Annotated in this window: 23 protein-coding genes, 1 tRNA gene and 2 pseudogenes; 16 read left to right on the forward strand and 10 right to left on the reverse strand. The window is 32.1% G+C overall.

All coding sequences use genetic code 11. From position 1 onward, the window contains the following. Nucleotides 1-113: 113 nt before the first annotated feature. The 7 genes and pseudogenes from AACL19_RS05010 (at nucleotide 114) to AACL19_RS05045 (ending at nucleotide 6,415) form a co-directional block, all read left to right on the forward strand. Complete coding sequence (locus tag AACL19_RS05010; protein WP_339046690.1) at nucleotides 114-1,163, forward strand: class I SAM-dependent DNA methyltransferase; 1,050 nt, start codon at nucleotides 114-116, stop codon at nucleotides 1,161-1,163. Between the two features lie 90 nt (nucleotides 1,164-1,253). Beyond that, nucleotides 1,254-3,053 (forward strand): ribonucleoside-diphosphate reductase subunit alpha, encoded by a 1,800-nt coding sequence (locus AACL19_RS05015; RefSeq protein WP_339045413.1) that lies wholly within the window; start codon nucleotides 1,254-1,256, stop codon nucleotides 3,051-3,053. After that, nucleotides 3,054-3,518: a Holliday junction resolvase RuvX gene (gene ruvX, locus AACL19_RS05020; RefSeq protein WP_339045414.1), complete on the forward strand. Its 465-nt coding sequence runs from the start codon at nucleotides 3,054-3,056 to the stop codon at nucleotides 3,516-3,518. Between the two features lie 88 nt (nucleotides 3,519-3,606). Beyond that, nucleotides 3,607-4,629, forward strand: a complete 1,023-nt coding sequence (locus AACL19_RS05025; RefSeq protein ID WP_339045415.1) for an ankyrin repeat domain-containing protein — start codon at nucleotides 3,607-3,609, stop codon at nucleotides 4,627-4,629. A 277-nt stretch (nucleotides 4,630-4,906) separates the two neighbouring features. Next, nucleotides 4,907-5,489 (forward strand): annotated as a pseudogene (locus AACL19_RS05035) (IS481 family transposase); the annotation flags it as partial. After that, nucleotides 5,443-5,631, forward strand: a complete 189-nt coding sequence (locus tag AACL19_RS05040; RefSeq protein ID WP_339045417.1) for a hypothetical protein — start codon at nucleotides 5,443-5,445, stop codon at nucleotides 5,629-5,631. The pseudogene AACL19_RS05035 and the gene AACL19_RS05040, both read left to right, overlap by 47 nt. 707 nt (nucleotides 5,632-6,338) lie before the next feature. Continuing rightward, nucleotides 6,339-6,415 (forward strand) — tRNA-Met (locus AACL19_RS05045). Between the two features lie 51 nt (nucleotides 6,416-6,466). Here the strand turns inward: AACL19_RS05045 and AACL19_RS05050 are convergent. Next, nucleotides 6,467-7,552, reverse strand: coding sequence for a hypothetical protein (locus AACL19_RS05050; RefSeq protein WP_339045418.1), 1,086 nt, complete (start codon nucleotides 7,550-7,552; stop codon nucleotides 6,467-6,469). A 197-nt stretch (nucleotides 7,553-7,749) separates the two neighbouring features. On the opposite strand from AACL19_RS05050, the gene AACL19_RS05055 reads away from it, so the two are divergent. The 4 genes from AACL19_RS05055 to lpdA all read left to right on the forward strand — a co-directional run bounded on the left by AACL19_RS05055 (nucleotide 7,750) and on the right by lpdA (nucleotide 12,539). Continuing rightward, nucleotides 7,750-8,280, forward strand: coding sequence for a TIGR02281 family clan AA aspartic protease (locus AACL19_RS05055; RefSeq protein ID WP_339045419.1), 531 nt, complete (start codon nucleotides 7,750-7,752; stop codon nucleotides 8,278-8,280). Beyond that, complete coding sequence (locus tag AACL19_RS05060; protein ID WP_339045420.1) at nucleotides 8,273-9,913, forward strand: aminopeptidase P family protein; 1,641 nt, start codon at nucleotides 8,273-8,275, stop codon at nucleotides 9,911-9,913. Before AACL19_RS05055 ends, AACL19_RS05060 begins: the two co-directional genes overlap by 8 nt. A gap of 99 nt (nucleotides 9,914-10,012) precedes the next feature. Then, nucleotides 10,013-11,149, forward strand: a complete 1,137-nt coding sequence (locus tag AACL19_RS05065; RefSeq protein WP_339045421.1) for a PQQ-binding-like beta-propeller repeat protein — start codon at nucleotides 10,013-10,015, stop codon at nucleotides 11,147-11,149. Further along, nucleotides 11,142-12,539, forward strand: coding sequence for a dihydrolipoyl dehydrogenase (gene lpdA, locus AACL19_RS05070; RefSeq protein WP_339045422.1), 1,398 nt, complete (start codon nucleotides 11,142-11,144; stop codon nucleotides 12,537-12,539). Before AACL19_RS05065 ends, lpdA begins: the two co-directional genes overlap by 8 nt. Before the next feature lie 24 nt (nucleotides 12,540-12,563). Here the strand turns inward: lpdA and AACL19_RS05075 are convergent. Then, nucleotides 12,564-13,017, reverse strand: a pseudogene (locus tag AACL19_RS05075) (IS5 family transposase); the annotation flags it as partial. Between the two features lie 152 nt (nucleotides 13,018-13,169). Here AACL19_RS05075 and AACL19_RS07110 point away from each other — a divergent pair. Genes AACL19_RS07110 through AACL19_RS05080 form a run of 3 tightly spaced genes read left to right on the forward strand, consistent with a single transcriptional unit; the run spans nucleotide 13,170 to nucleotide 13,773 of the window. Next, the gene (locus tag AACL19_RS07110) at nucleotides 13,170-13,367 is read left to right on the forward strand and encodes a transposase (protein ID WP_410519846.1); all 198 of its coding nucleotides are present in this window, start codon (nucleotides 13,170-13,172) and stop codon (nucleotides 13,365-13,367) included. Next, nucleotides 13,322-13,555 (forward strand): transposase, encoded by a 234-nt coding sequence (locus tag AACL19_RS07115; protein WP_410519875.1) that lies wholly within the window; start codon nucleotides 13,322-13,324, stop codon nucleotides 13,553-13,555. Before AACL19_RS07110 ends, AACL19_RS07115 begins: the two co-directional genes overlap by 46 nt. A gap of 56 nt (nucleotides 13,556-13,611) precedes the next feature. Continuing rightward, entirely contained in the window at nucleotides 13,612-13,773 is a 162-nt protein-coding gene (locus tag AACL19_RS05080; RefSeq protein ID WP_339045423.1) for a hypothetical protein, read from the forward strand. Nucleotides 13,774-14,012: 239 nt separating this feature from the next. On the opposite strand, the gene AACL19_RS05085 is transcribed toward AACL19_RS05080, so the two are convergent. The 4 genes from AACL19_RS05085 to secF form a co-directional block, all read right to left on the reverse strand. Continuing rightward, nucleotides 14,013-15,623, reverse strand: coding sequence for a CTP synthase (locus AACL19_RS05085; protein ID WP_339045424.1), 1,611 nt, complete (start codon nucleotides 15,621-15,623; stop codon nucleotides 14,013-14,015). Further along, nucleotides 15,620-15,910, reverse strand: a complete 291-nt coding sequence (secG, locus tag AACL19_RS05090) for a preprotein translocase subunit SecG (RefSeq protein WP_339045425.1) — start codon at nucleotides 15,908-15,910, stop codon at nucleotides 15,620-15,622. Before secG ends, AACL19_RS05085 begins: the two co-directional genes overlap by 4 nt. A 66-nt stretch (nucleotides 15,911-15,976) precedes the next feature. Next, entirely contained in the window at nucleotides 15,977-18,361 is a 2,385-nt protein-coding gene (locus AACL19_RS05095; protein ID WP_339045426.1) for an ankyrin repeat domain-containing protein, read from the reverse strand. Between the two features lie 110 nt (nucleotides 18,362-18,471). Then, nucleotides 18,472-19,347 carry a protein translocase subunit SecF gene (secF, locus tag AACL19_RS05100; protein WP_339045427.1) on the reverse strand — a complete coding sequence of 292 codons (876 nt, stop codon included), beginning with the start codon at nucleotides 19,345-19,347 and terminating at the stop codon, nucleotides 18,472-18,474. 144 nt (nucleotides 19,348-19,491) lie between these two features. Here secF and hisS point away from each other — a divergent pair, with 144 nt between their 5' ends. Further along, nucleotides 19,492-20,757, forward strand: coding sequence for a histidine--tRNA ligase (gene hisS / locus AACL19_RS05105; protein ID WP_339045428.1), 1,266 nt, complete (start codon nucleotides 19,492-19,494; stop codon nucleotides 20,755-20,757). 63 nt (nucleotides 20,758-20,820) lie between these two features. Further along, nucleotides 20,821-22,029 (forward strand): MFS transporter, encoded by a 1,209-nt coding sequence (locus AACL19_RS05110; protein ID WP_339045429.1) that lies wholly within the window; start codon nucleotides 20,821-20,823, stop codon nucleotides 22,027-22,029. 550 nt (nucleotides 22,030-22,579) lie between these two features. On the opposite strand, the gene AACL19_RS05115 is transcribed toward AACL19_RS05110, so the two are convergent. The 4 genes from AACL19_RS05115 to AACL19_RS05130 form a co-directional block, all read right to left on the reverse strand. Next, nucleotides 22,580-23,380, reverse strand: a complete 801-nt coding sequence (locus AACL19_RS05115) for a metal ABC transporter permease (protein WP_339046692.1) — start codon at nucleotides 23,378-23,380, stop codon at nucleotides 22,580-22,582. A gap of 4 nt (nucleotides 23,381-23,384) precedes the next feature. Further along, on the reverse strand, nucleotides 23,385-23,747 hold the full coding sequence (locus AACL19_RS05120; RefSeq protein ID WP_339045430.1) for an Mth938-like domain-containing protein: 363 nt from the start codon (nucleotides 23,745-23,747) through the stop codon (nucleotides 23,385-23,387). A 155-nt stretch (nucleotides 23,748-23,902) separates the two neighbouring features. Then, complete coding sequence (locus tag AACL19_RS05125; protein WP_339045431.1) at nucleotides 23,903-24,613, reverse strand: hypothetical protein; 711 nt, start codon at nucleotides 24,611-24,613, stop codon at nucleotides 23,903-23,905. 63 nt (nucleotides 24,614-24,676) lie between these two features. Continuing rightward, entirely contained in the window at nucleotides 24,677-26,032 is a 1,356-nt protein-coding gene (locus AACL19_RS05130) for a type II secretion system F family protein (protein ID WP_339045432.1), read from the reverse strand. Nucleotides 26,033-26,053 lie beyond the last annotated feature (21 nt).

Raw genomic sequence — 26,053 nt, forward strand, 5'->3', positions numbered from 1 at the left:
ATTAGATTTGGTTAAATTAATTGGATAAGAGCACTATTTTACGTTTTAGATTCTAAGTGTATGGTATGTAAAGTTGCATTTTGAATATAGAAGGGGAAGAAAAAGGTTATTTCATGAGAAGTAATGTTTCTCTTATTAAAGAGACGTTAGTGGAATTTATGAGTACAGTATATAATCTAATTTTAAGTATAAAAAATACCTTAACTAAGCGGTATTATATTTTTTTTAAAGAGTTAAGGATATTTAACAACAAGGTAGAGAATTTATTGAATACCAATATTGAATTAGGTCTATACCATTTTTACAAAAGTAATATATCCGAGGCAAAATTTCGCTTTTTACTAATCAACATCTTTTTCCGTAATTTATCAGTATTGCAATATAACATAGGTAGGTGTAATTTTGCTTCAGGTAATATAAGTAAGGCTTATGACAATTTTCTTAATCTCTTAAAAATAGATGCAAATCATGAAGAAGCACTATATTATATAAAAAAAATAAAGAATCCTAGTTCCATAGATTATATACCAGATAGTATTATTCAACAATATTTTGACTATACTGGTGAGTATTTTATAGAACACTGGCTAGTTGCAAAACAGTATAGGGGTTATGAGTTTGTGTACATGCTGATTAAAAAGTTTATGAATGATAGACTACTGCAATTAAATATTTTAGATCTTGGTTGTGGTACTGGTGTATGCGGACAATTTTTAAAAGTGTACGGTATTGGTAATTATATTGTTGGGATTGATATATCAAATAGAATGCTTAACATTGCACGTGGTTGTTTTGTTAATGGTACTCTAGTCTATAATGAGCTGATTAACATAGAGATGAAAGCATTTCTTAAAAAAGATCAAGATTTAAGATATGATGTAATACTTCTAATTGAAGTATTAAACTATGTAGGAAATTTTGCATCTATTTTAGAGCGAGCAGGCAATTTGCTGAACAAGAATGGTGTTATTATATGCTCAGTGAGAAAAAAAAGTGGTGTGGGGTTTGAGTTTGTAAATGAGGGAGATTTTTTCCGTCATTCAGAAGAATATGTAAGATCTATAGTGTTAAATACTAATATGAAAATAAGCTGTATGAGTTACTGTAAAATGTATGGTAATCAAGTTGATGGTATATTATTTGTAATACAGTTAAAGAATTAGGGAATTAATAGTTTATTAATATTAAAGAAATTGTAGTACTATATACATTTATATAGTTTATTAAGTTTACTAAAAAGTAGAGGAGTTTTTATGTCTTTAGTTACTGTTAGCCATGATAGAAGTAGCAATCTGACTAATTTTAGTAAAGCAGTACTATCAGATAGATATTTAATTGGAAATGAGGATTATCAAGATTTATTTGCTCGTGTATCTGCCTATTATGCAGACAACTTAGCTCACGCAGAAAGGCTTTATGATTATATTAGCAATCTTTGGTTTATGCCTTCAACGCCAATTTTAAGTAATGGTGGGACAGACAGAGGACTTCCTATCTCTTGCTTTTTAAATGAAACTGAAGATAGTTTAAAGGGAATAGTAGATTTGTGGAACGAAAACGTATGGCTTGCTGCTCGTGGTGGTGGAATAGGTAGTTATTGGGGAAATTTACGTTCAATTGGAGAAAAAGTAAAAAATAGTGGTAAGACATCTGGTATTATCCCATTTGTTGTTGTACAGAATGCTTTAACGCTTGCAATTAGTCAAGGTTCTTTGCGTAGAGGAAGCTCAGCAGTGTATTTACCTGTGTCTCATCCTGAAATAGAAGAGTTCTTAGATTTACGTAAACCTACAGGAGGAGACCCAAATCGCAAAGCATTAAACATCAATCATGGTGTTATAATTACTGATAAGTTCATGCAAGCTGTTGAAAACGATGAAAATTGGGAATTGGTTACTCCTAGTAATCAAGATGGTAATCGAGTAGTTGCAACTATAAGAGCACGTGATTTATGGATTAGGATTTTAACAGCAAGAATTGAAACTGGAGAGCCATACATAATCTTTATTGATGCAGTGAATAAAGATAAACCACTCTCTTACAAAAAACTTAATCTTGATGTAAAGATGTCGAACTTATGTAGCGAAATTACTTTAGCGACAGGAAAAGATTACTTAGGTAAATCTCGCACAGCTGTTTGTTGCTTATCGTCACTCAATCTTGAGTATTTTGAAAAGTGGAAAGATAATCAATTATTTATTGAAGATATAATGCGTTTTCTTGATAATGTGCTTGAAGCTTTTATCAGTAAAGCTCCAAATGAGATGGAAAGAGCAAAATATTCTGCTATGCAGGAACGCAGTATTGGTATGGGTGTGATGGGTTTCCATTCGCTTCTGCAAAGTAAAATGATACCGTTTGAATCGCTGGCAGCAAAGCAGTTAAATAAAGGAATATTTTCTCATTTAAAAAGACAAGTGGACGCCATATCTTACAAACTAGCATTAGAGAAAGGTCCATGTCCAGATGCTAAAGCAGCAAACCTTATGGAAAGGTTTACGCACAAACTTGCTATTGCTCCAACTGCTTCGATATCAATTATAGCTGGTAATGCTTCTCCAGGGATAGAACCATATGCAGCCAATGTATTTACACAGAAAACTTTAACAGGTTCATTTACTGTAAGAAATAAATTCTTGCAAAGATTGCTAGCAAAAAAAGGCCAAGATAATGAAAAGATATGGTCTTTGGTATCAACCAATGAAGGTTCAGTAAAAAATTTGGATTTTCTCAGTGAAGAGGAAAAATTGGTATTTAAAACAGCTTATGAACTTGATCAACGTTGGGTTATAGAACATGCGGGCGATAGAACACCATATATATGTCAATCTCAATCTGTTAATCTCTTTCTTCCAGCTAATGTTCATAAACGTTACTTACACCAAACACATATGCTTGCTTGGAAAAAGGGATTAAAGAGCTTATATTATTGTCGTTCCCAATCGATGCAACGTGCAGATAAAGTTTCACACGATGCTCTATCAGCAAAGGCAATCAGCAGTAAAAAACAACTAGTAGGTTTTGACTACAATGAATGTTTATCATGCCAATAAATGCTTTGTGCTCAGCTGAAGGAGTTTGTTGAACTTATTCCTAAAGATAAGTGCATGATGTCTTTAGATTTGGGAGAAAAGAAAATAGGTATAGCATTTAGTGATAGAACAAATCTGATTGCTACACCTCACAGCATTTATTACAGGCAAAATATAAGAAAGGATATTGATTTTTTAAACAGACTTTTTAAGGAAGGTGATGCCGGTTCTATGGTAGTTGGCTTGCCCATAGAATTAAAAGTTGGAGATAATCTATGGCACAAAACCATACTGAACTTTACTAATAAAATAGTAAAAAAACATAATATGATTGTGTATCTACAGGATGAAAGTCTTTCCACTATGGAAGCAACCGCAGCATTAATTGCTGCTGGTCTATCATACCAAAAATCCAAAAAGCTTAATGACAAAGTTTCAGCCTCAATAATATTGCAGCGAACACTAGATACAATCAATAAATTATAACTATTTTAGTATAAATATTAATAATTTTATTTGAACAATACTAAAATTTTAACTATAATATTAAAATTAATAGTTAAAGAGTTAGTTAATGAGTCTAATAAATTTAGTAAAAATAAAAAATAATAAAGTAGTGGAAGACTTCTTTTTAGGAAAAAGAGATTCGGTAATCATTGAAGAACAAAAGAAAAAAGATGTAGAAGGCAAAACTGCGCTGATGCATGCGGTAATAGACGGTAATTTAGAAATGGTAAAGCTGTTATGTGAAAAAATCGATATTACAACTTTTAATGCTCAAGATAAAAGTGATATGACAGCAGTAATGCATGCTGCTAAGTTAGGGCACAGTGATATTTTAAAATTTTTTTATGATATACTTAAAAAATTAACTGATGATATAAATGAGCAAAATTTTTCGTATGTGACTAAAAATCGCCTGTCAGGTTTGAATGCATTAATGATAGCAATAGTCAACGGGCATGTAGATTGTCTAGAATTTTTGTATTGTAAGAAAGTACAGCATATTATTAACCATCAAGATAATGAGGGTAGGACGGCAATAGTGTTAGCTCTTGCGGAGATAGCATTTAAAAATATGGGTGGGAGTAAAGAAGAAATTGAAAACGCTAAAAGTGTTTCAGATGAACTACTTAGGATTATTAAAGTTGTTTTTAATGAAAGAGATAAAAAATATTTAAATTCGAAATTTGATAATAAGCTAGATCTTACAATTCAGGATGAAGATAAGCTCAACATTTTTGCATATGCTAAAGAAGTTAAATGCGAGAAGGAATTGTTAGATTTTATTGCTTCTATCTCTATGGATGCAATTATTCCTGATCTGTCTGTCCGTAAATTATTAGGTAGTAATCAATCCTCAGAACACATCAAATGCTCTGAGGAAGATTTAACTGGTTGGGATATTTTTGACCAAGCTTCTACGGTTATTTTTGAAGGTGCTGTTAGTGATGACCCTATTACAAAAGTTAGTGTTAACGATATAAAGCAAATAAAAAAATGCAATAATAAAAAAGTTAAAGTTACGTTTAATAAACCGGGCAATATTGTAACTTCATGCGATATGCAGTTAACTCGGGTTAGAGATGGTATATAAAAGACACAGTTTTCCGTAAAACCAGAGAGAGCCTTTAGTTGAATAGTAGTAAAAAGAGCAGTGAAGTAAGCATTACTCCAACGAGAGGGTGGTTATCTTTATAAAAGAAGAAGATGTATATAACGTACATGAAGAAAAAGACAAATGCTTAGACTGTATTAAACAAGACTTGATCTGACACTTAGAATAAGTAAGTTAAAAACAATATAAAAAAGGAGTGTTAGATATGAGTACAATACAAACAAAAACTAGGATTACTAGAAAACAACTAGGAAATGTGTCTCAAGCATATGGGATACTCAAATTTTATCGATTCAAAGAGTTATATGAAAATGGTAGGATGAGATTAGCAAGAAAAGTTGGCAAATAGAGTATCAGAAGATATAGAAATGGCAATATAGCTACAGAATTTCCAGCATATGGACAAGAAAAAATGAGCTTAGAAGAAGAAATACCATAATTTCCGCTGAGATCTGTATGGCTGAGTTGAAACTTTCAAAAAGAGACTTAAAGCACTGGAAGCGAAAAGATGGAATAATTTTAACAGAATTGCAGCTTTAGAAAAAATTAAAGAACAAAGATGGTGAAATTGATACTCAGGTTATTTGGGTTCTCAAGATACCTATTATGTAGGTAATATCAAGGACGAATCTACCAACAATTGATACTTATTCTTGTTGCCAAGCTTTACGTAGATAAAACAGCGATTATTACGTGTGCTTACAGATCGAGGTACAGAGTATTACGGTAAGCCAGAGCTATATTTGGGAATTGAAAATATCGATCATTCTAGAGCTAAACACCACAAGCTATGTGAAAGATTTCATAGAACTATGCAAATTATCTTTAGAAATACAATTCTTTAGAACATGTCTTGAAAAAGAAAAGAATACAATGAGGCAAGCAAAAAATAGGATGGGTGATATAAGTGACAAGGAATGGAAAATTTTAGAGCCACAAGTTGCACAAGGAGCGATAGAAGAAAGCACAATATCAGAATAATTATTAATGCGATGAGGTATATAATGAGAGGTAGTGGAGAATGCTGCCAAAGGATTTTCCGCCATGGAAAACGGTGTATGATTATTTTCTCAGGTAATGGCAAATTGGAAATTAGTAAAAGTTGGCAAAAATAAAACACCTTCAGTAGGAATAGTTAATCAGTGAAAACAACTCAAAAAGGGGATCTAGAGGATATGATTCTGGCAAAAGGGTAGAAACGTCATATTACAGTAGATAGTGCAAGCATTCAAGACCGCGAGGGAGCTTCAGATCTTTTGATAGAAGCAAAACAGAAAACACCCACATTACATTTGCTGATCAAGGGTAACCTGAAAAATAGATGCTTAATCAAGACAGGATCACAATAGCCAAGAAAGCTGCTGATATTGTAGGATTTGAGGTTATACCGAAGCGTTGGATTGTTGATTTGCTTGGCTCTCCAATTTTAGGCGTATGAGTAAGAGCATTCTCCCCTTACTTCAAAAACTAATATCCTCTTTAATATGATTACTGTTATGCCTGCTAAATTAACTACTTAAGTCCTTTCAAGACATGTTCTAATATATTAGCTGATACAAATATTCTTTTTAGAAAAATTAGCATTTAGCTAAAATAATTAATTTCTTAAATTATAAAGTTTAATATTTTTATTGCACTAAAAATTAAGATACTATAAATTGTAAATATACTATTTTAATAGTTAGTGACGCGGGGTAGAGCAGCCCGGTAGCTCGTCAGGCTCATAACCTGAAGGTCGTAGGTTCAAATCCTACCCCCGCAACCATAATTTAGTACAATAATATTTTATCCTTTCAATATTTCAGTTCTTTGCTTTCTAGAGGGCCTGGTCATTAATTTTTTGAATGCTATTTGGCTTAGTAGAAGCTTCTTCCACTGAGCTGCTTGGTGAGGATTGGTGTTGCTTTGTTAACTCTTCTAGTATACTGTTTATTTTAGCCAAGCAGTCTTTTTGTGACATGATTGCTTTCTCTAAGTTGCTATTTTCACGTTTTCTATTTAATTCATCTTCTAGAAATATATGGTTGCATATATCACTTTTTGCATCCTCTAATACTTGACTATAAGGCTTCAAACTTTTATTCATCTTATCAATTAAAAATTGATACTCTGTGGTTAAATGATCTATAATTTCATGTATGCTTTGAGTATTAAGTGCACTTAGATTTGAGATTTTAGGAAAAATGGTTCTATACTCACTAAGTTTTCTTTGCAAATGTTCAACATCTTCATTAGCAAGATTACATACACACTCTATAAAAGACTGAATTTTTTTCCGATTAACATCGATACAATCTTTTTCCAAAAGTTTTTTGTGTATAAAGAAAGTGCAATAATTTTCAATATTGAGTTTTAAATGCGTATAAAATTTGTCTTTGTTTATACGTTTTTTTGCTAAAGTAGACATTATCTTCTCTACTACAATTTGACTAATCACACCAGTTGCACAAAGTTTCATCTCTTCTTCGAAGTAAGTGAACAATATTTCCTTGGTTGTGTTGTACTGAGTTTGTAATTTCTGTAAAATTAGTTGCTTATCTCTTTCCTGTTGCTCTTTACCTTTTTGTTCCCTATTTTCCTTATATTTTTTCTTGCACCTTTTTTCCTCCTGCTTTCCTTGTTTTGGTATTGCGCCAGTTTCCTTTGTAGGAAACTGTTCTGTGTTTGTTGAACTACTACTCGCTTTTTGTAGTTCTTTTTGCTTTAAATCTTTTAATTTTTGTTGTTCAAGCTTCTCCTGTTCTTGTTTTTGTTTATTCTCAACCTCTTTATTTACACTCTCATTCCAATTGATAAGGTCACGACTTATTTTTACTCCATCTTTTCGTTCATATTCTTCAGGCCAACGTTTTTCTACTGAGTCTTCCCATTCACTTTGCATCACAAACTTATTTTTAAGCATATATTGCCCCCATTTAATTATTACTATATTAGTATATCTGATAATAAAAATCTGTCTTTATTAAGATATGTTGCGTTTGAACTATTTAAGATAAAAAGCCGTCAGTAAACTTTTTAAAAGAAATTTAATTTATAGTGTATATTAAATAAAATGAAGAGTTTTAAATGCTTTTATACTGCGTATTTTTACTGTTAATTTTGGCCTTTATCGTAATATTTAGCAAAAACTTTAATGTAAAATATGTTGTAACATGGCTGATAATTATTACATCTATTGCAACCATTTATGGTCTACATGATGAAATATTAAATAGTAAATTTGCTACTGTATTTCTTCCATATAGAGGATATGTTGCAAAAGATGGCAGCCTTGAATTTAAACAATCGTCAAACGGACATTTTTATATTCAAGCAGAAATTAATCAAAAAAATATCACTTTCTTGCTGGATACAGGAGCCACTGATACCGTGTTATCACTGAAAGATGCACAGAAAATTGGCGTTAACTTAAAAGAGATTAAAGATTTTAAAAGATATCAAACAGCAAATGGCACAGTACTAGCTGGATCAGTTGAAATTCCTAAAATAAAAATAGGAAGTTTTATAGTAAAAGATGTGAGAGTTAGTATAAATACATATCCTATATCTACCTCTTTGCTGGGAATGAATTTACTCAAACATTTTGACTTCACTATAAAAAATGGTAGATTGATAATATACCATGACTAAAAAATTAAATAACTTAATGAGGGAAGCACAGGCAGATGCATTCTTACTTCACAACAAAGACGAATACCTAAGTGACTACCCTCATGAGAGTAAACAGAGACTTAAATGGCTTTGTGGTTTTACTGGTACAAATGGTACTGTAATTATAACAAAAGAAGGCAGGTCTCCTTTTTTTACAGATGGACGTTATATCCTGCAGGCAAGCTGTGAAATTGACTTGAATATATATGAAATATTCGATATTAGCAAAAAAACTCCTTGGCAGTGGGCTAAGGAAAATTTGCACCAAAATAGCACCTTAGCTTACCCAATATCGCTGTTTACTTTAAGTCAAATCAGAAAGTATGAGGGAATTTGTATACTTAATCCATTAGATGATAACCCTATAGATGAGCTATGGAATTGCCCTCTTGCAACAAAACAAAAAGTCATTAATTACCCATTACAATATTCTGGAAAAAGCAGCAAGCAGAAATGTTTGGACATAGCAAAAACAATAAACAAGCAAGATGCAGTGTTGCTGACAAACTCTGAGTCAATATCATGGCTACTTAATATTAGAAACGACAACTTTTTATATAACCCCGTAGTGCTTAGCTACGCAATTCTTTATGGGGATGGTCATGTGGATCTTTTTATAGAGGATTCATCTTTTGAATTTGAGTTAGGCGAGTATTTGCATGTGTTGAATGTCAGTTGCCTTAGTAACGTTTTAAATAAAATTGATCTAATAATAATTGATCCAGAAACAGTGCCAATGAGAATTATGAAGTTGCTTGATGGTAAGAATATTATGGAAGCAAAAGACTTATGTGCTCTGCCTAAAGCTATCAAAAACGAAACAGAAATACAAGGTGCAATTAACGCTCATATTAGAGATGGAGCTACAGTTACAAACTTTCTAAACTGGCTTGAGGCAAACATAGATAAAGGTGTTACAGAGCTAAGTGCAGAAGAAAAACTTTTAGAGTTTAGGCAAAAACAGAATTTATTTAAATCTTTAAGCTTTCCTACAATTTCAGCGTTTGCTGGAAACGGAGCTATAATTCATTATAGGACAAATGAAAAAACAAACAAACGTATAGAGAAAAATGGGCTATATCTTATAGATTCAGGAGGGCAGTACCTAGATGGCACAACTGATGTAACAAGAACAATTGCAATAGGTATACCTTCAAATGAACAGGTAGATAACTACACTAGAGTGCTTAAAGCTCATATAGCAATAGCACGAGCTATCTTTCCTTTAGGCACAACTGGTGGAGAGCTAGATATATTAGCACGAATGCACTTGTGGCAGGCAGGTTTAGATTATAGTCACAGCACTGGCCATGGAGTTGGTAGTTACCTTGCAGTGCATGAAGGACCGCATGCCATTGCAAAAGGTAATAATATTCCTCTTCAGCCAGGAATGATACTTTCTAACGAACCAGGATATTATAAGCCGGGAGAATATGGCATACGCATTGAAAATTTGATGTATGTAGAAGAAAAAAAAGCAGGATTTTTAGGTTTTAGACAACTAACATGCGTACCGTACGATAAAAAACTAATAAACTATAACTTATTAACTCAGGATGAAATTACCTGGATCAATGAGTATCACTTATTTGTTAATAAATCAATTGAGTAATCTCTTTGCTTTTACACCTTTTTATCCTCTAATTTTTTAATTTGCCTTAAAGGTACAGACATGTTAGAAAATTAGATATATTTAAAGTTAGTGGTAGGAGTGAAAACTTTAGGTCTTACATTATTTTTGTTATTACTTACTTTAGCAACAACTAATAGTGAAGCCAAAAATACAAAAAGCGATATCTCAGCAGAACAAATAAAAAACCAATCTTTTCAATTAAAAAGATCACCTGTTATAACAAAATCATCGCAAGGAACTGTTGCTCCAGTTGTATTAAAAGATGATCTAGCTGTGCTAGATGCACAAGGTAGTTTGTATCTACTGAATAATAAAAATTTAAGTGATTTAAAGTGGCAATTGAATCTATCAACAAAGAAATATATTAGGGCAAGTCTTTTATATCAAAATAATTACATTTTTTGTACGATAGAAAATGTAGTCTATAAAATAGAGCCCAAAAAAGGTAAAATAATATGGCAAAAGGAACTGAAAGCCCCAATTAAAGGTAAAGTAGCAATATTAAATGATGTGCTGGTAGCTCTAACTGTAGATAATTACTTATATGCAATAAGTGTAAAAGATAGCAATTTAATATGGAGTTACCAAGGTAATCAGGTAGAGTTTGTAAAACTAAATTCTGCTTCTCCGATAGTCCAGGATAACATTATTATTGTACCATTTTCAAGTGGCGATTTAGTAGCGTTCAATGAATATGGAGCAAAGCTTTGGGATTACAAATTACCTACTTCAGGTTTTTTAGATCATCCTTTCACAACTATTATTAGCACGCCAAGAATTCAAGGGGGGAAAGTAATAGTTACAAATGGATCTGGTATATTTGCTCTTAATTTAAATTCCGGGAATGAAATTTGGTCACAAACATTAAGTGTTAAAGCTGTATCAGAAATTACTAAAAATAGTGTGTTTATAATTACAAATGATAATAAGGTTGTAGTGCTAGATTTACTAAATGGTCAGCCAATTTGGACCTTAGAATTAGCAAAAATGGATAATAGCACTTACTTTAATGAACCTGTGTTTGCTCAAAATAAGTTATTTATTACAACAAATCAAGGTATGCTTATGGAGATTGATCCAAGTGCTGGGACAATTGAAAAAGTTGTCAGTATACCAAAAGGGATCTACCATACTTTGGTTTCTTCTGACTCTTCTTTTTATGTTACAACAAATGGTGGTGGTTTATTCAAAATAATGAGGGATCTATATGAATGATATTTGTTATGATATCATAGTTATTGGTGGAGGACCAGCTGGTTACAAATGTGCAATTGCAGCTGCACGACTTGGGCTTAAGGTTGGTTGTGTTGACAGCAATCCCGTTTTAGGTGGAACATGCTTAAATTGTGGCTGTATCCCATCAAAAGCGCTGCTACATTACTCACATGAATATTATAACATAGTCAACAATATTAGTAAATTTGGCATAAAAGTAGATAATCCAAGTTTTGACTTAAACAAAATGATGGATTTTAAAAATGCTAAAGTTAGTGAATTAGGCCAAGGAATAGATTCTTTATTCAGTAGTTATAAAGTCACTAAAATTACAGGAGTTGGTCGTATTTCTTCTTTTGAAAAAGGCAATTTGTCAGTTTCGGTTGAAGGAAAAAACATAAAAGCAAAGCACATAATCATTGCATCAGGGTCAGATGTTGCCACTTTACCAGGAATAGAGATAGATGAGCAAGATGTTGTATCTTCAACAGGTGCGCTGTCGTTTCCTACTGTTCCGGGTAGGCTTGTAGTAATTGGTGCGGGAGCCATAGGACTTGAAATGTCATCTGTATGGAGCAGATTAGGCTCAAAAGTTACTGTAGTTGAGTTTTTTGATAAAATTGCTGGCTCAACGGACAATGAAGTAAGTAGGCATCTTCTGTCAGTTTTAAAAAAGCAAGGCATTAACTTTAAATTAAGTAGTAAAGTTAAGGAAATTAAAAAAGAAGCAGGAGCATTACAAATAACAATTGAGTCTGCATCTGATAATACATTAAGTACTATTGAAGTAGATAAGGTATTGGTAGCTGTAGGTCGCAAGCCAGTTACTCAAAATCTTGGAATTGAAAATATTATAGAACAAGATAGTCATGGGTTTATTAAGGTAAATGAAAAATATGAAACAAACGTTTCAGGGATATATGCAATTGGCGATGTAATTGGTAGGGCTATGCTAGCACACAAAGCGGAAGAAGAAGGAATTGCAGTTGTAGAGATAATAGCAGGCCAGCTTCCAAGTGTAGAGTATGACATTATTCCTTCAATAATATATACTCATCCTGCTGTCTCTTCTATTGGTAAAACAGAAGAAGAACTCAAAAAAGAAAATGTTCAATACAAAATCGGAAAATCTACCTTTGCTGCAAACGGCAGATCAAGAGTAGAGGGAGATACTGAAGGGTTTGTTAAAATATTAGCATCAAAAGATAAGGATGAAATATTAGGTGTACATATCATCGGTGCACATGCGGATGTTCTTATTAATGAAGCAGCAGTAGCTATGGCATATGGTGCTGCTACAGAGGATATTTACCGAATTTGTCACTCTCATCCTGATGTTAATGAAGCATTTAGAGATGCAGCAGCTAGTGCGTTTTTTAAAAATATTTGAAAAATGCAAAAATTATCTAGTCCTTTATGTAGTTAGCAGATCATACTCTTTTGATAACCTCCTATTTCTATTAATCCAAGCAAAACTACTGCCCATCTTTTTGTGTAAATCCTGGATCTCGTTGTGGAAACAATTCTGGTGTTTATGCACCAAAAATCTGCACTTTTGACAATCTCAATATCTATTCCATGTTTTTCTTTTCCTTTAAATCTTTTCCTTCATATCGGTCCACATTCTCTTAATATCACTGTACTTTTCTTTCATATTGTCCAATGCTCTGTCATTTTCACTTGCAGCTCCTACATAGCAACCTGAGTATCCGTGATTATATGTCTTTTTCTCCCTTTTTATACCCCTTTTCCGTCCTGACTGACTATACAGGCTCCTGCCAATTTTTGACCTACTATATTTAGTGATATCATATTTTCAAAAATCCCTTGCTTTTTCCACCTCGCTCATACACAGCCTTCCATAGCGGCGTGGTAAACAGCGCCACTGTGCGTAGTACATGACATTTTATATCTCCCATTTATGTAGTTAGGTGGGTGACCCACGCCTTAAGGCGAAGACTTTAGTATAGGATTACTTTAGTATTTTCTATGGATTAAAAACATAGCTCTCATAGTACGTTTGATTTCACGTAGTACTAAATATAGGTACAGGATACTTGTAGGTGAAACAGCAGTAGAGAGATTATCAGAAAATTACGTAGATATTGTAAGTGGTAATATTACGCCTGATCACGTACATATGCTAATTTCTATGCCGCCCACTATCCAACAATATATCAAAGGGAACGTAAGTTATTCCAAGAGTTTGAACAATTAAGAAAAAGATACTGGGGTCAACATTTGTGGGCTAGAGGATATTTTGCTGTTACCGTTGGTAATGTAAATTCTACAGATGTGCAGAAGTATATTGAAGAACAAGAAATTCATCATAAACATCACAAATCTCTGAGTTTTAAAACTTGCTTTAAAGCTTTAACTCATACCACCAGCTTTAGCTGGTTGTAATTGATAGAGTATGGTAAATAATTTATATATTATATACTTTAAAATGAGAGGAACTTATGTATTTTGAAGATCAATGTATTAGTTATAATGAAGAAGGCTATGCAACTCTGCCCATCAATAATTATTTTCATCATGCGAAGAATGAAGATTTATATGAAGTTAGTTTAACTAGTTATGATAACCTAAATCTAAGGGATATTGTAGATAACCTTAATTAAAGACAGTTCAATTAATTTCACTGAAGAACTAAACGTCATATATTATAACAATGATTGCTTACAAAAAGTTACTTTTCAAGGTAAAAAAGAAGATTTAGAAAAAATGTTTATAAATTTAAGAGTACACCCTTCTCATAAAGTGATATTTTAGTTAAGTTTAAATATCTTGTGCTAACATTATAGGTAATGTTCATTTGGTAAGGTTTAACTTCAATTGTAATACATCACTTAAATAATATTTAACTTTTAGATTGTTTTCTATCTATAGCAGCCTTAATAAAAGATATAAATAAAGGATGGGGAAGGAATGGCCTAGACTTAAATTCAGGATGAAACTGCACACCAATGAACCATGAATGATCGCTTAGTTCTATAACCTCCAGTAAACCTTCATCTATTGATCTACCACTAAGCACTAAACCATTTTTTTCTAAAATGTCTTCATAGTCAGGATTGACACTATACCTATGCCTACGTCTTTCTTCAATTGTATCTTTTTTGTATATATCAATTATCTTAGAATCAGGTTTCAGGTGGCAACCATACGCTCCAAGCCTCATGGTGCCTCCGAGGTTATCATTTATTTCTTTTTCATTCCCTTGCTTTACAAAGAGATGGACGATAGGATTTTTACAATTAAAGAATTCTGTAGAATGTGCATCTTCTATCTTAGCAATATTGCGAGCAAATTCAATAACTGCAAGTTGCATGCCAAGGCATATTCCAAGGAACGGTATATTATTTATACGAGCAAAATTTATAGCTACAATTTTACCATCTATTCCATCATTACCAAAACCACCTGGCACTAAAACCGCATCATAGTTATGTAGACGCTTGATATTATGTTCACTTAACTTTCTGGAGTTTACCCACTTAATACTCATTTTAACTTTATGATAGATTGCTCCATGAACCAATGCTTCTATTAATGATTTATAAGCATCTGGAAAATCAACATATTTTCCTACAACTGCAATGGTAACCACCTGAACCGTATTTTTAATTAAATCTAGAATTTTATACCATTCTTTGAGTTCTGGCTTAGGGGGCTTTATATTAAAATGCCGCAATATTTGCGTGTCTAATCCATATTTATGATATATTATAGGAACTTCGTATATATTACTTACTTCAATAGCAGTAATTACATTTGTTAACCTGACATTGCAAAAGTTTGCTATTTTTTGACGTTGTTCTTCTGGAATTACTTTTTGACTACGACATAATACTATATCAGGCTGTATTCCAGCAGAATTCAATTCCTTCACTGAATGTTGAGTGGGCTTAGTCTTTAGCTCTTTTGCTGCAGAAATATAAGGTACTAATGTCAGGTGTATACATATCACTTTCTGTTTGCTTAACTCATAGCTAATTTGACGTATTGCTTCTAAAAAAGGCTGGATTTCTATATCGCCTACAGTTCCTCCTATCTCACATATAACAAAATGTAATTCATCTGTATTATTAAGAATAAAATCTTTGATTAGGTCTATCACATGTGGAATGACTTGAACAGTTTTACCAAGGTAATCTCCACGCCTTTCTTTTTTTAATAAGGTATAATATATCTTGCCAGTGGTAATACTATCGTCTTTTGTTGTTTTTATTCCGGTAAAACGTTCATAATGGCCAAAATCTAGATCTGCTTCCGTTCCATCATCCGTAACAAATACCTCACCATGTTGAGTTGGATTCATTGTACCTGGATCAATATTTAAATAGGGATCAAACTTTCTCAGACAAACCTTAAAGCCATATGCTTGCAACAAAGCCCCTATACTCGCAGCAGCGAGACCTTTTCCTAACGAAGATATAACTCCACCAGTTACAAAAATAAAATTAGTCATTCACTTTCAAAAGGAATAACAGACTTTTCCTGCTTTATTTCTTCTGTAATTGATTGCTTTTTTGCATCCCGTACACGCAAACCAGCTAACAACAATGTATTTATCATAAATGCTGCTGCTACTATAGCTGTAAGCTTACTTACTATACTAGCAGAAGAATTAATGGAAAAAATGGAATTTTGCTGTGAACCACCGAAACCACTTAGTGAACTGGTACCTGGTGATTGTAGTAGCACTAATATTACTAAAATAATAACCAATACTATTTGTAATATTTCTAAAACCATAATTTAAAAACAAATATTATTTAACTATAGTAAGCAGTATAGTAATGTCAATTTAAACCACTTCTTTTATTTAGCTATATTTAAGAATTCATTTACAAGGCTTGATGAACTAGGTTGACTTAAAACATTATATGGAATGAGCCTTTTTCTACGCTTTTCTACAGCAACATAAAATTTGCTATTACCTTTAATTATCAACTTACTTTTGTCACTTAACCTATCATAGGATTTTACTAATAATTCTACTAAATATTTGTTATTTTGTTCTTTGTTATTTTGTCCTTTAAATTTATCTAGTATTATACTTACAAAACATTGTCCTTCTTTGTTTTTAATATTTAAATTAACTGTATCATTTTTTAAAAGCAACTCTGTAGTCTGGAACGGCATTTTACTTTTTAGTGCATGATGCAATGCTGTATTGCCAAGCGTATCTTGTTTATTAGGATCAATATCACTGGAGTTTAACAATATCTCTAAAGTGCTTGTACTACTTCGGGCAGCAGCAATATATAATGGCGTTTGTTTGCTAACATTTTGCAAATTTACATTAGCACCACAATTCAATAATACTTTTGTTATTGCTAATCTCTTATCATAACTAGCAATAATATGCAGTGCTGTATTACCACGATTATTTTGAGCGTTTACATCATAACCAATATCTAGTAACATTTTTATCACTTTCAAGCTGAAAGGTTCATTTACAGCTTTGTGTAATAATGTCTTACCATTTAAGTTCTTATCATTTATTTTAACTCCACGTAATCGTAATATCTCGATAATTTCCTCCTTAGCACTACATAATTTTACACTGTTTATTAAACAACCATATGTTTGTAATGCTTTATTTCTACATTTTTCTATAACGGCATTGAGCTTTCTATTTCCTTTAATAATTAATCTGCTTTCATTATTTAATTTACTGTAGCGCTTCCATATTGGGTTTAAACGCCGAATAAACTCTTTTTTATCAATATGGTTCAACCCCTCAAATTTACTTAATACTATATTTATAAAGCTTTCTCCTCTATTATTCTTTATGTTTAAATCAGTATTTTTATTTTCTAAAATCGGCTCTAAACTAAGCGTTGTCCTATCACTTTTAGAATTAATAATTTTATGTAACACTGTATTGCCTTTATTATCTTGTGCATTTGTGTTAGCTCCATATTTTAATAGCAATTTGGCTATTCCAACACAAATGCGGCTAATAGCAGAATGTAATGGTGTACTACCTTGGTTATTCTGTAATTCTATGTCAGGACTAAATCCTAATAATGTATTCAGCATATCAATGTTATTACGTTGGACAGCGATATGTAATGGTGTATTATTACTATTATCTCGCTCATTTATATCAGCTCCACTGTGCAGTAATTTTTTTACTGTTTTTAGGTCTTTGCTTTTAATAGCAGAATGTAGTAAACCTTTTGTTTCTTTAGAGTTCCCACTTTTAATATTGGAAAATTGTGAATCATCACTACTATCTCGCTCATTTATATCAGCTCCACTGTGCAGTAATTTTTTTACTATTTTTAGATCTTTACCTTTAGTAACAGGACGTAGTAAACCCTGTGTTTCTTTAGAGTTCCCACTTTTAATATTGGAAAATTGTGAATCATCTCTATTAGGTAAACTTGTATCAGCTTGAAACTTATTTACATTATTATAAGCAGCTTGGAGCTTACTGATGCAGTCATTATAAGTAACTTGAAGTTCTTGAACACAGTCATTATAAACAGTTGCAAGAGCTTGTTGTGGTGTGTGATCAAAATCAGGCTTTGCTTTACTTGCAATATTACTTTGTAGTTCATTATCTTGAAATTGTGCATCTTGGTTATGAGTAGAAGATATTGAATTTTGACTATCTGCTCTACACAATACTGCTTCAAGGCCTTGAAAGTCTGGAATTCTAATATAATTTTCATCTAATATAGCTTCAGAGTCTAGGCTTGTAATATCTCTCTCTTTCAGTACTGTTGCAAGATTGCTTAAGGCTTGAGTGGCACTGCCTTCTTGGAGGTTATCAGTATCACTATCAAAGATAGCTGTATGAGCTTGTTGTAATATACTACTAAAACTAGGTTCTGCTTTATCTATAATACTATTTTGCGATGCTTTGTCTTGAGTCTGTGTAGGCTTATTATAGATGGAAGATATAGAACTTTGATTAGCTATTCCATTAATGTCCCTAGCATTATCAAGAGCCTCAGTAGTAGAGCTTATAGCGTTATCTGGCGTTGTACTAAGGTCATTCGAGGCTTGGACGATATCATTTCCATTGAGTGTTGCCTCAAGATCATCGGAATCTGGAATTGCAATATCGTTTATCGCTTCAAGGTTTTGAAAGTCTATAGTTGTAATATCATCCTCACCTAATATTACTTCAAGATTTTCTAGGTTTTGGATTATGCTATCGTCATTTAACTGACATTCTGATCCCAACATTATATCCCTCCGATAGAAATCACTCTTTTAGTACAGTATTAGTATAAAAATGCAACTTAATTTTTACAAATCTTTTAAAACCTTATGATTTATTTATAGAAGTTAGGACTTTATTTTTTACTATAGATTAACACAGGAGCGGATATGGATATTGAGGAATAAGTACCAACTAAAACACCAAAAAATATAATAGTAGTAAAATCCTTAACAGTTCCAGTACAGATAAGCATCAGTGGAATAGAGGCAAGTAGTGTTGTGCCAGAGGTTAGAACCGTACGTGACAATGTGCTGTTTATGCTAATATTAATGATCTCCTGCAAAGGTTTGTTTTTTAACTTCTTCAAATTTTCTCTAATTCTGTCATATATTATTACTGAATCATTAATGGAGTAGCCAATTATTGTTAAAAGTGCTGCTGTTGAGGAAAGGTTAAATTCTATATTCGCAATACTTATAAACCATAGCACCAAAATTACATCATGAACTAGAGCAATAGCACTACCTAAACTAAATTGCCAATTAAAACGAAACCAAATATAAAGGGATATTCCCATTAGGGCTATAGCTATAGATACCATCCCTCTTACTACCTGCTTAGAGCTAACTTGTGGACCTACATAATCTATTTTTCGATATGTTATACCTTTTAGTTTTTCTTCTAATGCTTCCTTTATTTTTTTTATCAAGGCTTCATTACCTGTATCTTGACTACCTTTAAAACGTATTATCATGTGATTGGATTTTAAACTCTGGGCTGTAAAACCAGTAAACCCTTTTTCTGTTAGTTGTTTATTTATATCAGCAACGGAATTTTCTGATTTTATTTCCATATGAACCCCGCCGGTGAAATCAACCCCTAAATTAATACCGTGTATAAAGATAAAAAGTGGTAATAAAATAGTAAGTATACTGCTCAATAGAAGTGTAACTTTTCCGTACTGAATAAAATTTATGTTAACATTATCTGGAATTAAGCGAAGAGCCATTAAGATACACTAAAATAAATTATTATATTTAATAATTTTAAAAAGGAATTCAATTTATTTTGAGATTTAATATGTCGATCTATAGAGTTTGCTTACAAAAAAAATGTTAGTAGCATTAGCTTATTCTTAAGGTTACCGTAACATATGAAAAATAACAAGCTACAAGAAATCAGGGGCACAAAAGATTTATTGCCTGATGAATACTTTAAATTAAAATATGTTCAAGAGGTGGCAGAAAGTATCTCTCGTTTGTATGGTTTTTTACCAATAGACACACCAATACTTGAATTCACTGAAGTTTTTACTAAAGCATTAGGTGAGACTTCGGACGTCATCATGAAAGAAATGTATACTTTTGATGATAAGGGAGGTGAGAGCATCACTTTACGCCCAGAATTTACAGCAGCAATAGCGAGATTATTTATAGGTAAAAGGTTGCAACCTCCAATTAAATTATTTTCGACAGGTCCAATTTTCCGCTATGAAAGGCCACAAAAATGTAGGCAGCGGCAATTCCATCAAATTAATTTTGAGTCTTTTGGTAATAGAGAACCGCAAGCAGATACTGAAATAATAGCACTTGGGTATCACATATTGAGCAAACTTGGATTAAATGATAAAATAAGGTTAGAGATAAATTCTCTAGGTGATGATGAAACTATCAAGGCCTACAGGTCAGCACTTGTAGAGTATTTAACTAAATACAAAGACAGTTTATCTGAAGTGAGCAGAAAGAGATTAGAAATTAATCCCTTACGTATACTTGATTCTAAAGATGATAAAGATAAAGAATTACTTTTGCATGTACCTAAGATCAATAATTTTTATACAGAATGCTCACGTAAGTTTTTCGATGAAGTTTTAAGCGGATTAGAAAATCTTGGAATACCATACTTAATTAATACTAAATTAGTACGTGGACTTGATTATTACTGCCACACTGTATTTGAATTTGCTACTGAAGATTTAGGAGCACAGGGAGCTGTACTGGCAGGTGGTCGGTATGACGGACTAATTGCTGCGATGGGTGGTAGCAAAACATCAGCAATTGGTTTTGCTGGTGGGATTGAAAGGATCATTGAACTTATAGACTACAAACACAAATATATAAGACCAATAACACTCATTCCTATTGGTAATGATGCGGAAAAGTATGCCATTTCGCTTGCTTTTAAGTTACGTCAAAATAGGTATTACATTATTTGGGGATACAGTGGTACAACAAGGCAGCGTATGGGTTATGCAAACAAAATTAATGCTTGCGTTTCACTAATTTTTGGTGATGAAGAATTATCAGATAAGAAAATAAAATTAAAGAATATGGATACGCAAGAAGAGCAAAAAGTAGACTTAAATAATATTGAACAAGCTCTTGCTCAGTTTAAGTGTAAAGTTACAGAAGAAAGATAAAAATCTTGTACTTATCATTAAATTATATAAAACTAACCTATTGTAATTAGTTCAGTTTTTATTTTGCAGAAAAATTTTTTAATATGGCTATTGGTATCATTATTCTATGCGTATCAATACATACTGCGCGTAATTCCTAATATAATTGGGTCAGAACTAATAGATAGATTTCAAATAGACACTTCTGGCATAGGTCAATTTTCTGGTTTATATTATGTTGGATATACTTTAGCACATATACCAGTTGGTGTTTTTTTAGATAGATTTGGTCCGAAGCTTGTATTGTCAGCTTGCATAATTTTAACATTTTTAGGAACAACCCCATTGCTCTTCGAATCATGGGCTTATTGCAATTTTGGTAGAATTATAGTAGGTATAGGCTCTTCTGCTTCTGCAATTGGGCTCTTTAAAGTAATAAGCATGTATTATAGTCAGGAGAAATTTGCAAAAATGGTAAGTTTTTCTATTACTATCGGTCTACTTGGAGCAATGTATGGTGGCTTACCCCTGCACTTACTACTTAATAAATTCGGGTGGGATTATGTATTTATAACATTTATAGTTTTGGGTTGTTTCCTTGCCTGCGCTACATTCCTCTTAATACCTAAAGATAATGTAGTTAATCCCAACAATGAACAGACCAATGTTGGCTTTAGGGAAATAAAAAATTTAATTTATAATAAATATATTTTACTTATCAGTTTCTTCGGAGGGCTGATGGTTGGTCCTTTAGAGGGATTTGCAGATGGCTGGGCAACAACTTTTTTTATTAAAGTTTACAATATTAGTGAAGATTTAGCTTCGTTTTTGCCTTCACTGATATTTATCGGCATGTGTTTTGGCCTCTCATTACTTGCTTATATATTGGAAAAGAAACCAACAAAACATTATGAAATAGTAATATCTTGCGCTGTCTTAATGGCTGTAAGCTTTATGCTACTTTTGAGTGGCTATTGTAATATTTATGTTATAGGTACACTTCTGCTACTTATTGGTGGAGCATCCGCATATCAAGTTGTAGCTACGTGCAAAGCTATAAGTTATGCATGTAGTAATATGGTAGCCATTGCTACAGCTATCAGTAATATGATAGTTATGTTTTTTGGCTATTTTTTCCATACGTTAATGTCAGAGATTATAGGTTTCTACAGTAATGGTAATGAATCTGCCGCATTCGTAAAATCAATTTCCATAGTACCTATAAGCTTAGTAATAGCAGTAATTGGGTTTTTATGGTTGAGATGTAAAGAAAACAATAATGTTTCTTCTTAAAATATTTACTTGACTTAGAATATTTTTATTAAATAATTAATATTTTTAATGTATAATCAATATATTAACTATAATATGGTGAGAGGCTATACGTATTCTATAAATGTAATTTATATTTACTGTTGCTATTAGTATTCTTTCCTGAACACAGGAAATTTCCCCCCAATCTTTAGTTGTATAACTAAAGCGCTAATAGCAACAGAAAGTATAAGTAATTTCTTTTAGCGTATACCTACAAGAGAATTATAGCAAATATTTTTTATTTAGCAACTTACCACAAAACAGAAACACTACTTCTGTAGATTTACTTTACTCATTATTAGCGATATATGTAAGTATTAAAATCACGGCTATTTTGAATGATCCCAAAATACTTAATCGATATTGTAAATTAAAGAGACGCCGTCTTTATTAAAAGCTACAGAGTTACATTTGCTTTATTTATATTAATAAGCTACTGACATATACTTTCTCCTATAAGTATTATTTATACTATCTATTATATTTTGGCACGAATGTGGTTAAAAAAGTATAAAGCTTAATATGTTACCTATTCCTTTATTATTTTAAACAAGTAGAGTAATATAAAATAAAGAAATGATGTAAGTATTATAGTTGGGCCAGTTGGAATATCAAACTGTACTGAAAACAGAAGGCCAGATACTGCTGCTACAGTAGAGATAATTGTTGCAATGATGATCATTTGAATTGGGGTTTTAGTGACTAGCCTTGCTGCTGCTGCTGGGATTAATAAAAAAGCAGTAATTAGCAATATCCCAATTAATTGAGCCGCAACCGCAATAAATATCGATAAAATAATTAAAAATTCTAATCTAACCCAACTGACATTTATGCCCTCTGCTCTAGCTAAGTCTTGACTTACTGTAATAATCAACCATTTGTGCCATCTAAGTATTAAAGCGACAATAACAAGTATAGAAATTGTTAAAATAGTTATGATATCCATGCTACTTAACATCAAAATATCACCAAATAAAGAGTGTATAATATTACTGCTTGTAGATGATAAAAAAGACATAAGTATTAAGCTTATGGACAAAACAACATTAGTTATTATGTTTAAGGTTGCATCACGTGAGTATAATTTATCAAAATTAATTGCAAGCAATATTGCAAATGCTATCGCAATAGTAGTTATAGTTACTGAAGTATTTACATTAAAAATAAGAGCTAGGGCAATGCCAAGCAGCGATGAATGTGATAAACTATCTCCCAAATAGGACAGCCTTTGCCACACCATAAATGATCCTAAAGCTCCAGTGGCTAAACTAATAATCAGCAGTGATATTAAGCTATTTAAAAAAAAACTTTGTGTTAAAAGTTCAAATATCATTTTATATAGCCATTAAAATAGCAATAATATACCTACCTTCAGATAGCAATACATTATAAGTTCTACAAGCTGCACCTGTTGACATAAATTCAAAACTCAATCCCTGCTTACGTATATGATCCCTCACTGATAAGCTAGGACTTATATGTTTAGCACCAGTGCCTACTAATATAACTTCAGTTTCAACATTTAAAAAACGCAACAGGTGATCCATATTATTTATATCAAGCTCAGGAAATGGAACTACACGCTCAGAAAATACTATAACTGAACCTTTATATTCCTCATCACTGATGATAAAACAACTTTCTTTATATCCATTTATAATTTTTTTATTATCTGAAATAATAGGAGTAATGTTCATAATTTTACACAATTATTTAAATTAGGAAAACATTTTAAATCTTATATAAAATTTAGGCAAAAATAAAAAATTAGATTAAGCAATAAAAGAAATAAGGTATTACCAAAGCAAGAACGGCACAAGAACCTGAAAATTTCAAGTTCTTGTGTTTATTGCTATCTAAAATTACGCTTCATTCTTCTACTTTCCCCAGCAAATGCGCTACTGACATTTGCATTATTAACTGAATATGAAATAGAGCTAGAAAGATCATAAAAATCAGAGCTGTCTAAACTACTAGAAGATGAACTACTTGAAGAGCTAAGCTGATTACGACTAGTGCTTCTGCTTGCAGCATGCCTTAAGTCGTTTGTTACTTTTACCCCACCGTTAGATGTTTCAAGCATTGCTCCTTGATGAGCAGTATCAACATTAATACTGCCATTACTTGTAGTTAATTGAGCTTTATGAACAGTTTTAGCTGTAATTTTACCGTTTGATGTTTCAATAGCCGCACCCTTTTCAACATCACCATCTACAGTGACACCACCCTCTGAAGATATCTTTGCATTTTCTTTTACATTGCCAGTAATAGTAAGGTTAACGCAGTAATTCTGTATATTTATGTGACTTCCTCCGGTTATTAGTTGATTATTAATATACACTTTGTTATTGATTATTGACTGAGAATGTACTTTCTCTGTGAAATATATAGTTTGACCATCTGCAGTAATGACAACAAGACCGTTTATTTCCACTTTAGCACCACTTGGCACATCACCTATTATTTTGATTTCCTCTTTATTCTCTGCATTTTCTTTTGTTGTTTGGTATTCAAAAGTTTTGTTTGGGTTAGCAAATATCTCTTCTGCCGAAAATATTTTCATAATTTTATCCTAGTTTAATAATATATTAATATATACAACTATTTTAAAATAGAAATTTTTAGATTAGTATAGATCTAATTGATCAAAACTGCTGTAAAGTGGGGTGAAAACTGCCATTATGATCCACATAATCAAAAGGCCTAATATTATTACAAATGCTGGTTTGATAATTGAGATTAAGCTATCAATTGCATCATTAATCTCTGTATCATAAAAAGTATTAATGTTACTTATTGTCTCAGTAATATTGCCGCTCTTTTCTCCGATGCTGAACATATGAACGGCAAATCCTGGAAATTGATTTGTTTCTTGCATAGCAGAAGTTAAAGTCTTACCATTTGATATAGAAGCCTTAGCATTTATCAATGCTTCCTTTATTACCAGATTTTTTACTGCATCTTTGGCATTGTCGATTGAATTTAAGATATCTAAACCACTTCCGTAACATAACGTAAAGAATCGACAAAACCTTGATATTTCAATCTTACGTATTAATTCTCCTATTATTGGCAGTGAAATTACTATCCTAGAGCAGAAGTAATTTATAGTTTTTTTTGCTATATGAACAAGCAAGGGAGATAGAGCAACAGCTATTAAGATTATACCCTTGTTTGCGGCGCAAAAATTAACTGTTGAGATAAGTAATTTTGTGTAAATAGGTAGCGCAATCTCTTGCTCAGCTAAAAAAGTTTCAATGGCTGGTATTACAGTAAACGTCATAACGCATACAACAATACAGATAACAGTAAGCATAAATAGAGGATAAGCTATCGCTCTTTTTATTTTATTTCGCAGCTTTAAACTCCACTTTAAATGATCTGCAATATAGGAAAATACTTCTGCTAACTTTCCAGACTTTTCTCCAACTGCTACTAAGGCAATGAATAATTTATCAAATACTTTTGGATGTTTAAGTAATGCTGAAGATAGCATGCTGCCAGATCTTATATCTTCGCAAACTTCACTAAAAACTATCTTAGCAGCAGAATTATTTATTGAGCAGCATAGCTCCTCAAGGGAATTTATAAGTTGCAGCCCTGCTCTTTCCATTTGCTCGATATGAGAGCATACTCTTATTAAATCTTTTGTGCTGATTTTCTTAGGCAAAAATGACCTATTTTTCTGCACATGATAATCAATTAAATACAATCCTATCTCATTTAGTTTAGCTTCCAACTCCTTTTCATCTGTAGCATAAAGCTTACCACACACTTTATGGCAAGCACGATTTAATACTTTATAATGATAAATAGGCATATTTACAAATATTAGATATAGAGTTACTATAATAGTATTATTAAGTACATATGAATTTGAAATGCTGAAAAAGATTTTTAATATTTTAGTTATACTAACTTTAGTAGGAAGTTTATCTTCTTGTTTTATGTCAAGAGAACGCAGATTAAAAAGTCCATGCATTGGCATAAGTAATGGGCCTTG

Origin of the sequence: Candidatus Mesenet endosymbiont of Agriotes lineatus (genome assembly GCF_964019585.1) — a bacterium.
GTDB lineage: Bacteria > Pseudomonadota > Alphaproteobacteria > Rickettsiales > Anaplasmataceae > Mesenet.

Excerpts from the sequence above, each read along its gene's own strand:
- AACL19_RS05010 (WP_339046690.1), top strand. The coding sequence starts at position 114 with ATGAGAAGTAATGTTTCTCTTATTAAAGAGACGTTAGTGGAATTTATG.
- hisS (WP_339045428.1), top strand. The coding sequence starts at position 19,492 with ATGAAAAATAACAAGCTACAAGAAATCAGGGGCACAAAAGATTTATTG.
- AACL19_RS05125 (WP_339045431.1), bottom strand. The coding sequence starts at position 24,613 with ATGAAAATATTTTCGGCAGAAGAGATATTTGCTAACCCAAACAAAACT.
- AACL19_RS05060 (WP_339045420.1), top strand. The coding sequence starts at position 8,273 with ATGACTAAAAAATTAAATAACTTAATGAGGGAAGCACAGGCAGATGCA.
- lpdA (WP_339045422.1), top strand. The coding sequence starts at position 11,142 with ATGAATGATATTTGTTATGATATCATAGTTATTGGTGGAGGACCAGCT.
- AACL19_RS05015 (WP_339045413.1), top strand. The coding sequence starts at position 1,254 with ATGTCTTTAGTTACTGTTAGCCATGATAGAAGTAGCAATCTGACTAAT.
- AACL19_RS05120 (WP_339045430.1), bottom strand. The coding sequence starts at position 23,747 with ATGAACATTACTCCTATTATTTCAGATAATAAAAAAATTATAAATGGA.
- AACL19_RS05050 (WP_339045418.1), bottom strand. The coding sequence starts at position 7,552 with ATGCTTAAAAATAAGTTTGTGATGCAAAGTGAATGGGAAGACTCAGTA.
- secG (WP_339045425.1), bottom strand. The coding sequence starts at position 15,910 with ATGGTTTTAGAAATATTACAAATAGTATTGGTTATTATTTTAGTAATA.
- AACL19_RS05095 (WP_339045426.1), bottom strand. The coding sequence starts at position 18,361 with ATGTTGGGATCAGAATGTCAGTTAAATGACGATAGCATAATCCAAAAC.
- AACL19_RS05025 (WP_339045415.1), top strand. The coding sequence starts at position 3,607 with ATGAGTCTAATAAATTTAGTAAAAATAAAAAATAATAAAGTAGTGGAA.
- AACL19_RS05085 (WP_339045424.1), bottom strand. The coding sequence starts at position 15,623 with ATGACTAATTTTATTTTTGTAACTGGTGGAGTTATATCTTCGTTAGGA.
- ruvX (WP_339045414.1), top strand. The coding sequence starts at position 3,054 with ATGCTTTGTGCTCAGCTGAAGGAGTTTGTTGAACTTATTCCTAAAGAT.
- AACL19_RS05130 (WP_339045432.1), bottom strand. The coding sequence starts at position 26,032 with ATGCATGGACTTTTTAATCTGCGTTCTCTTGACATAAAACAAGAAGAT.
- secF (WP_339045427.1), bottom strand. The coding sequence starts at position 19,347 with ATGGCTCTTCGCTTAATTCCAGATAATGTTAACATAAATTTTATTCAG.
- AACL19_RS05080 (WP_339045423.1), top strand. The coding sequence starts at position 13,612 with ATGTATTTTGAAGATCAATGTATTAGTTATAATGAAGAAGGCTATGCA.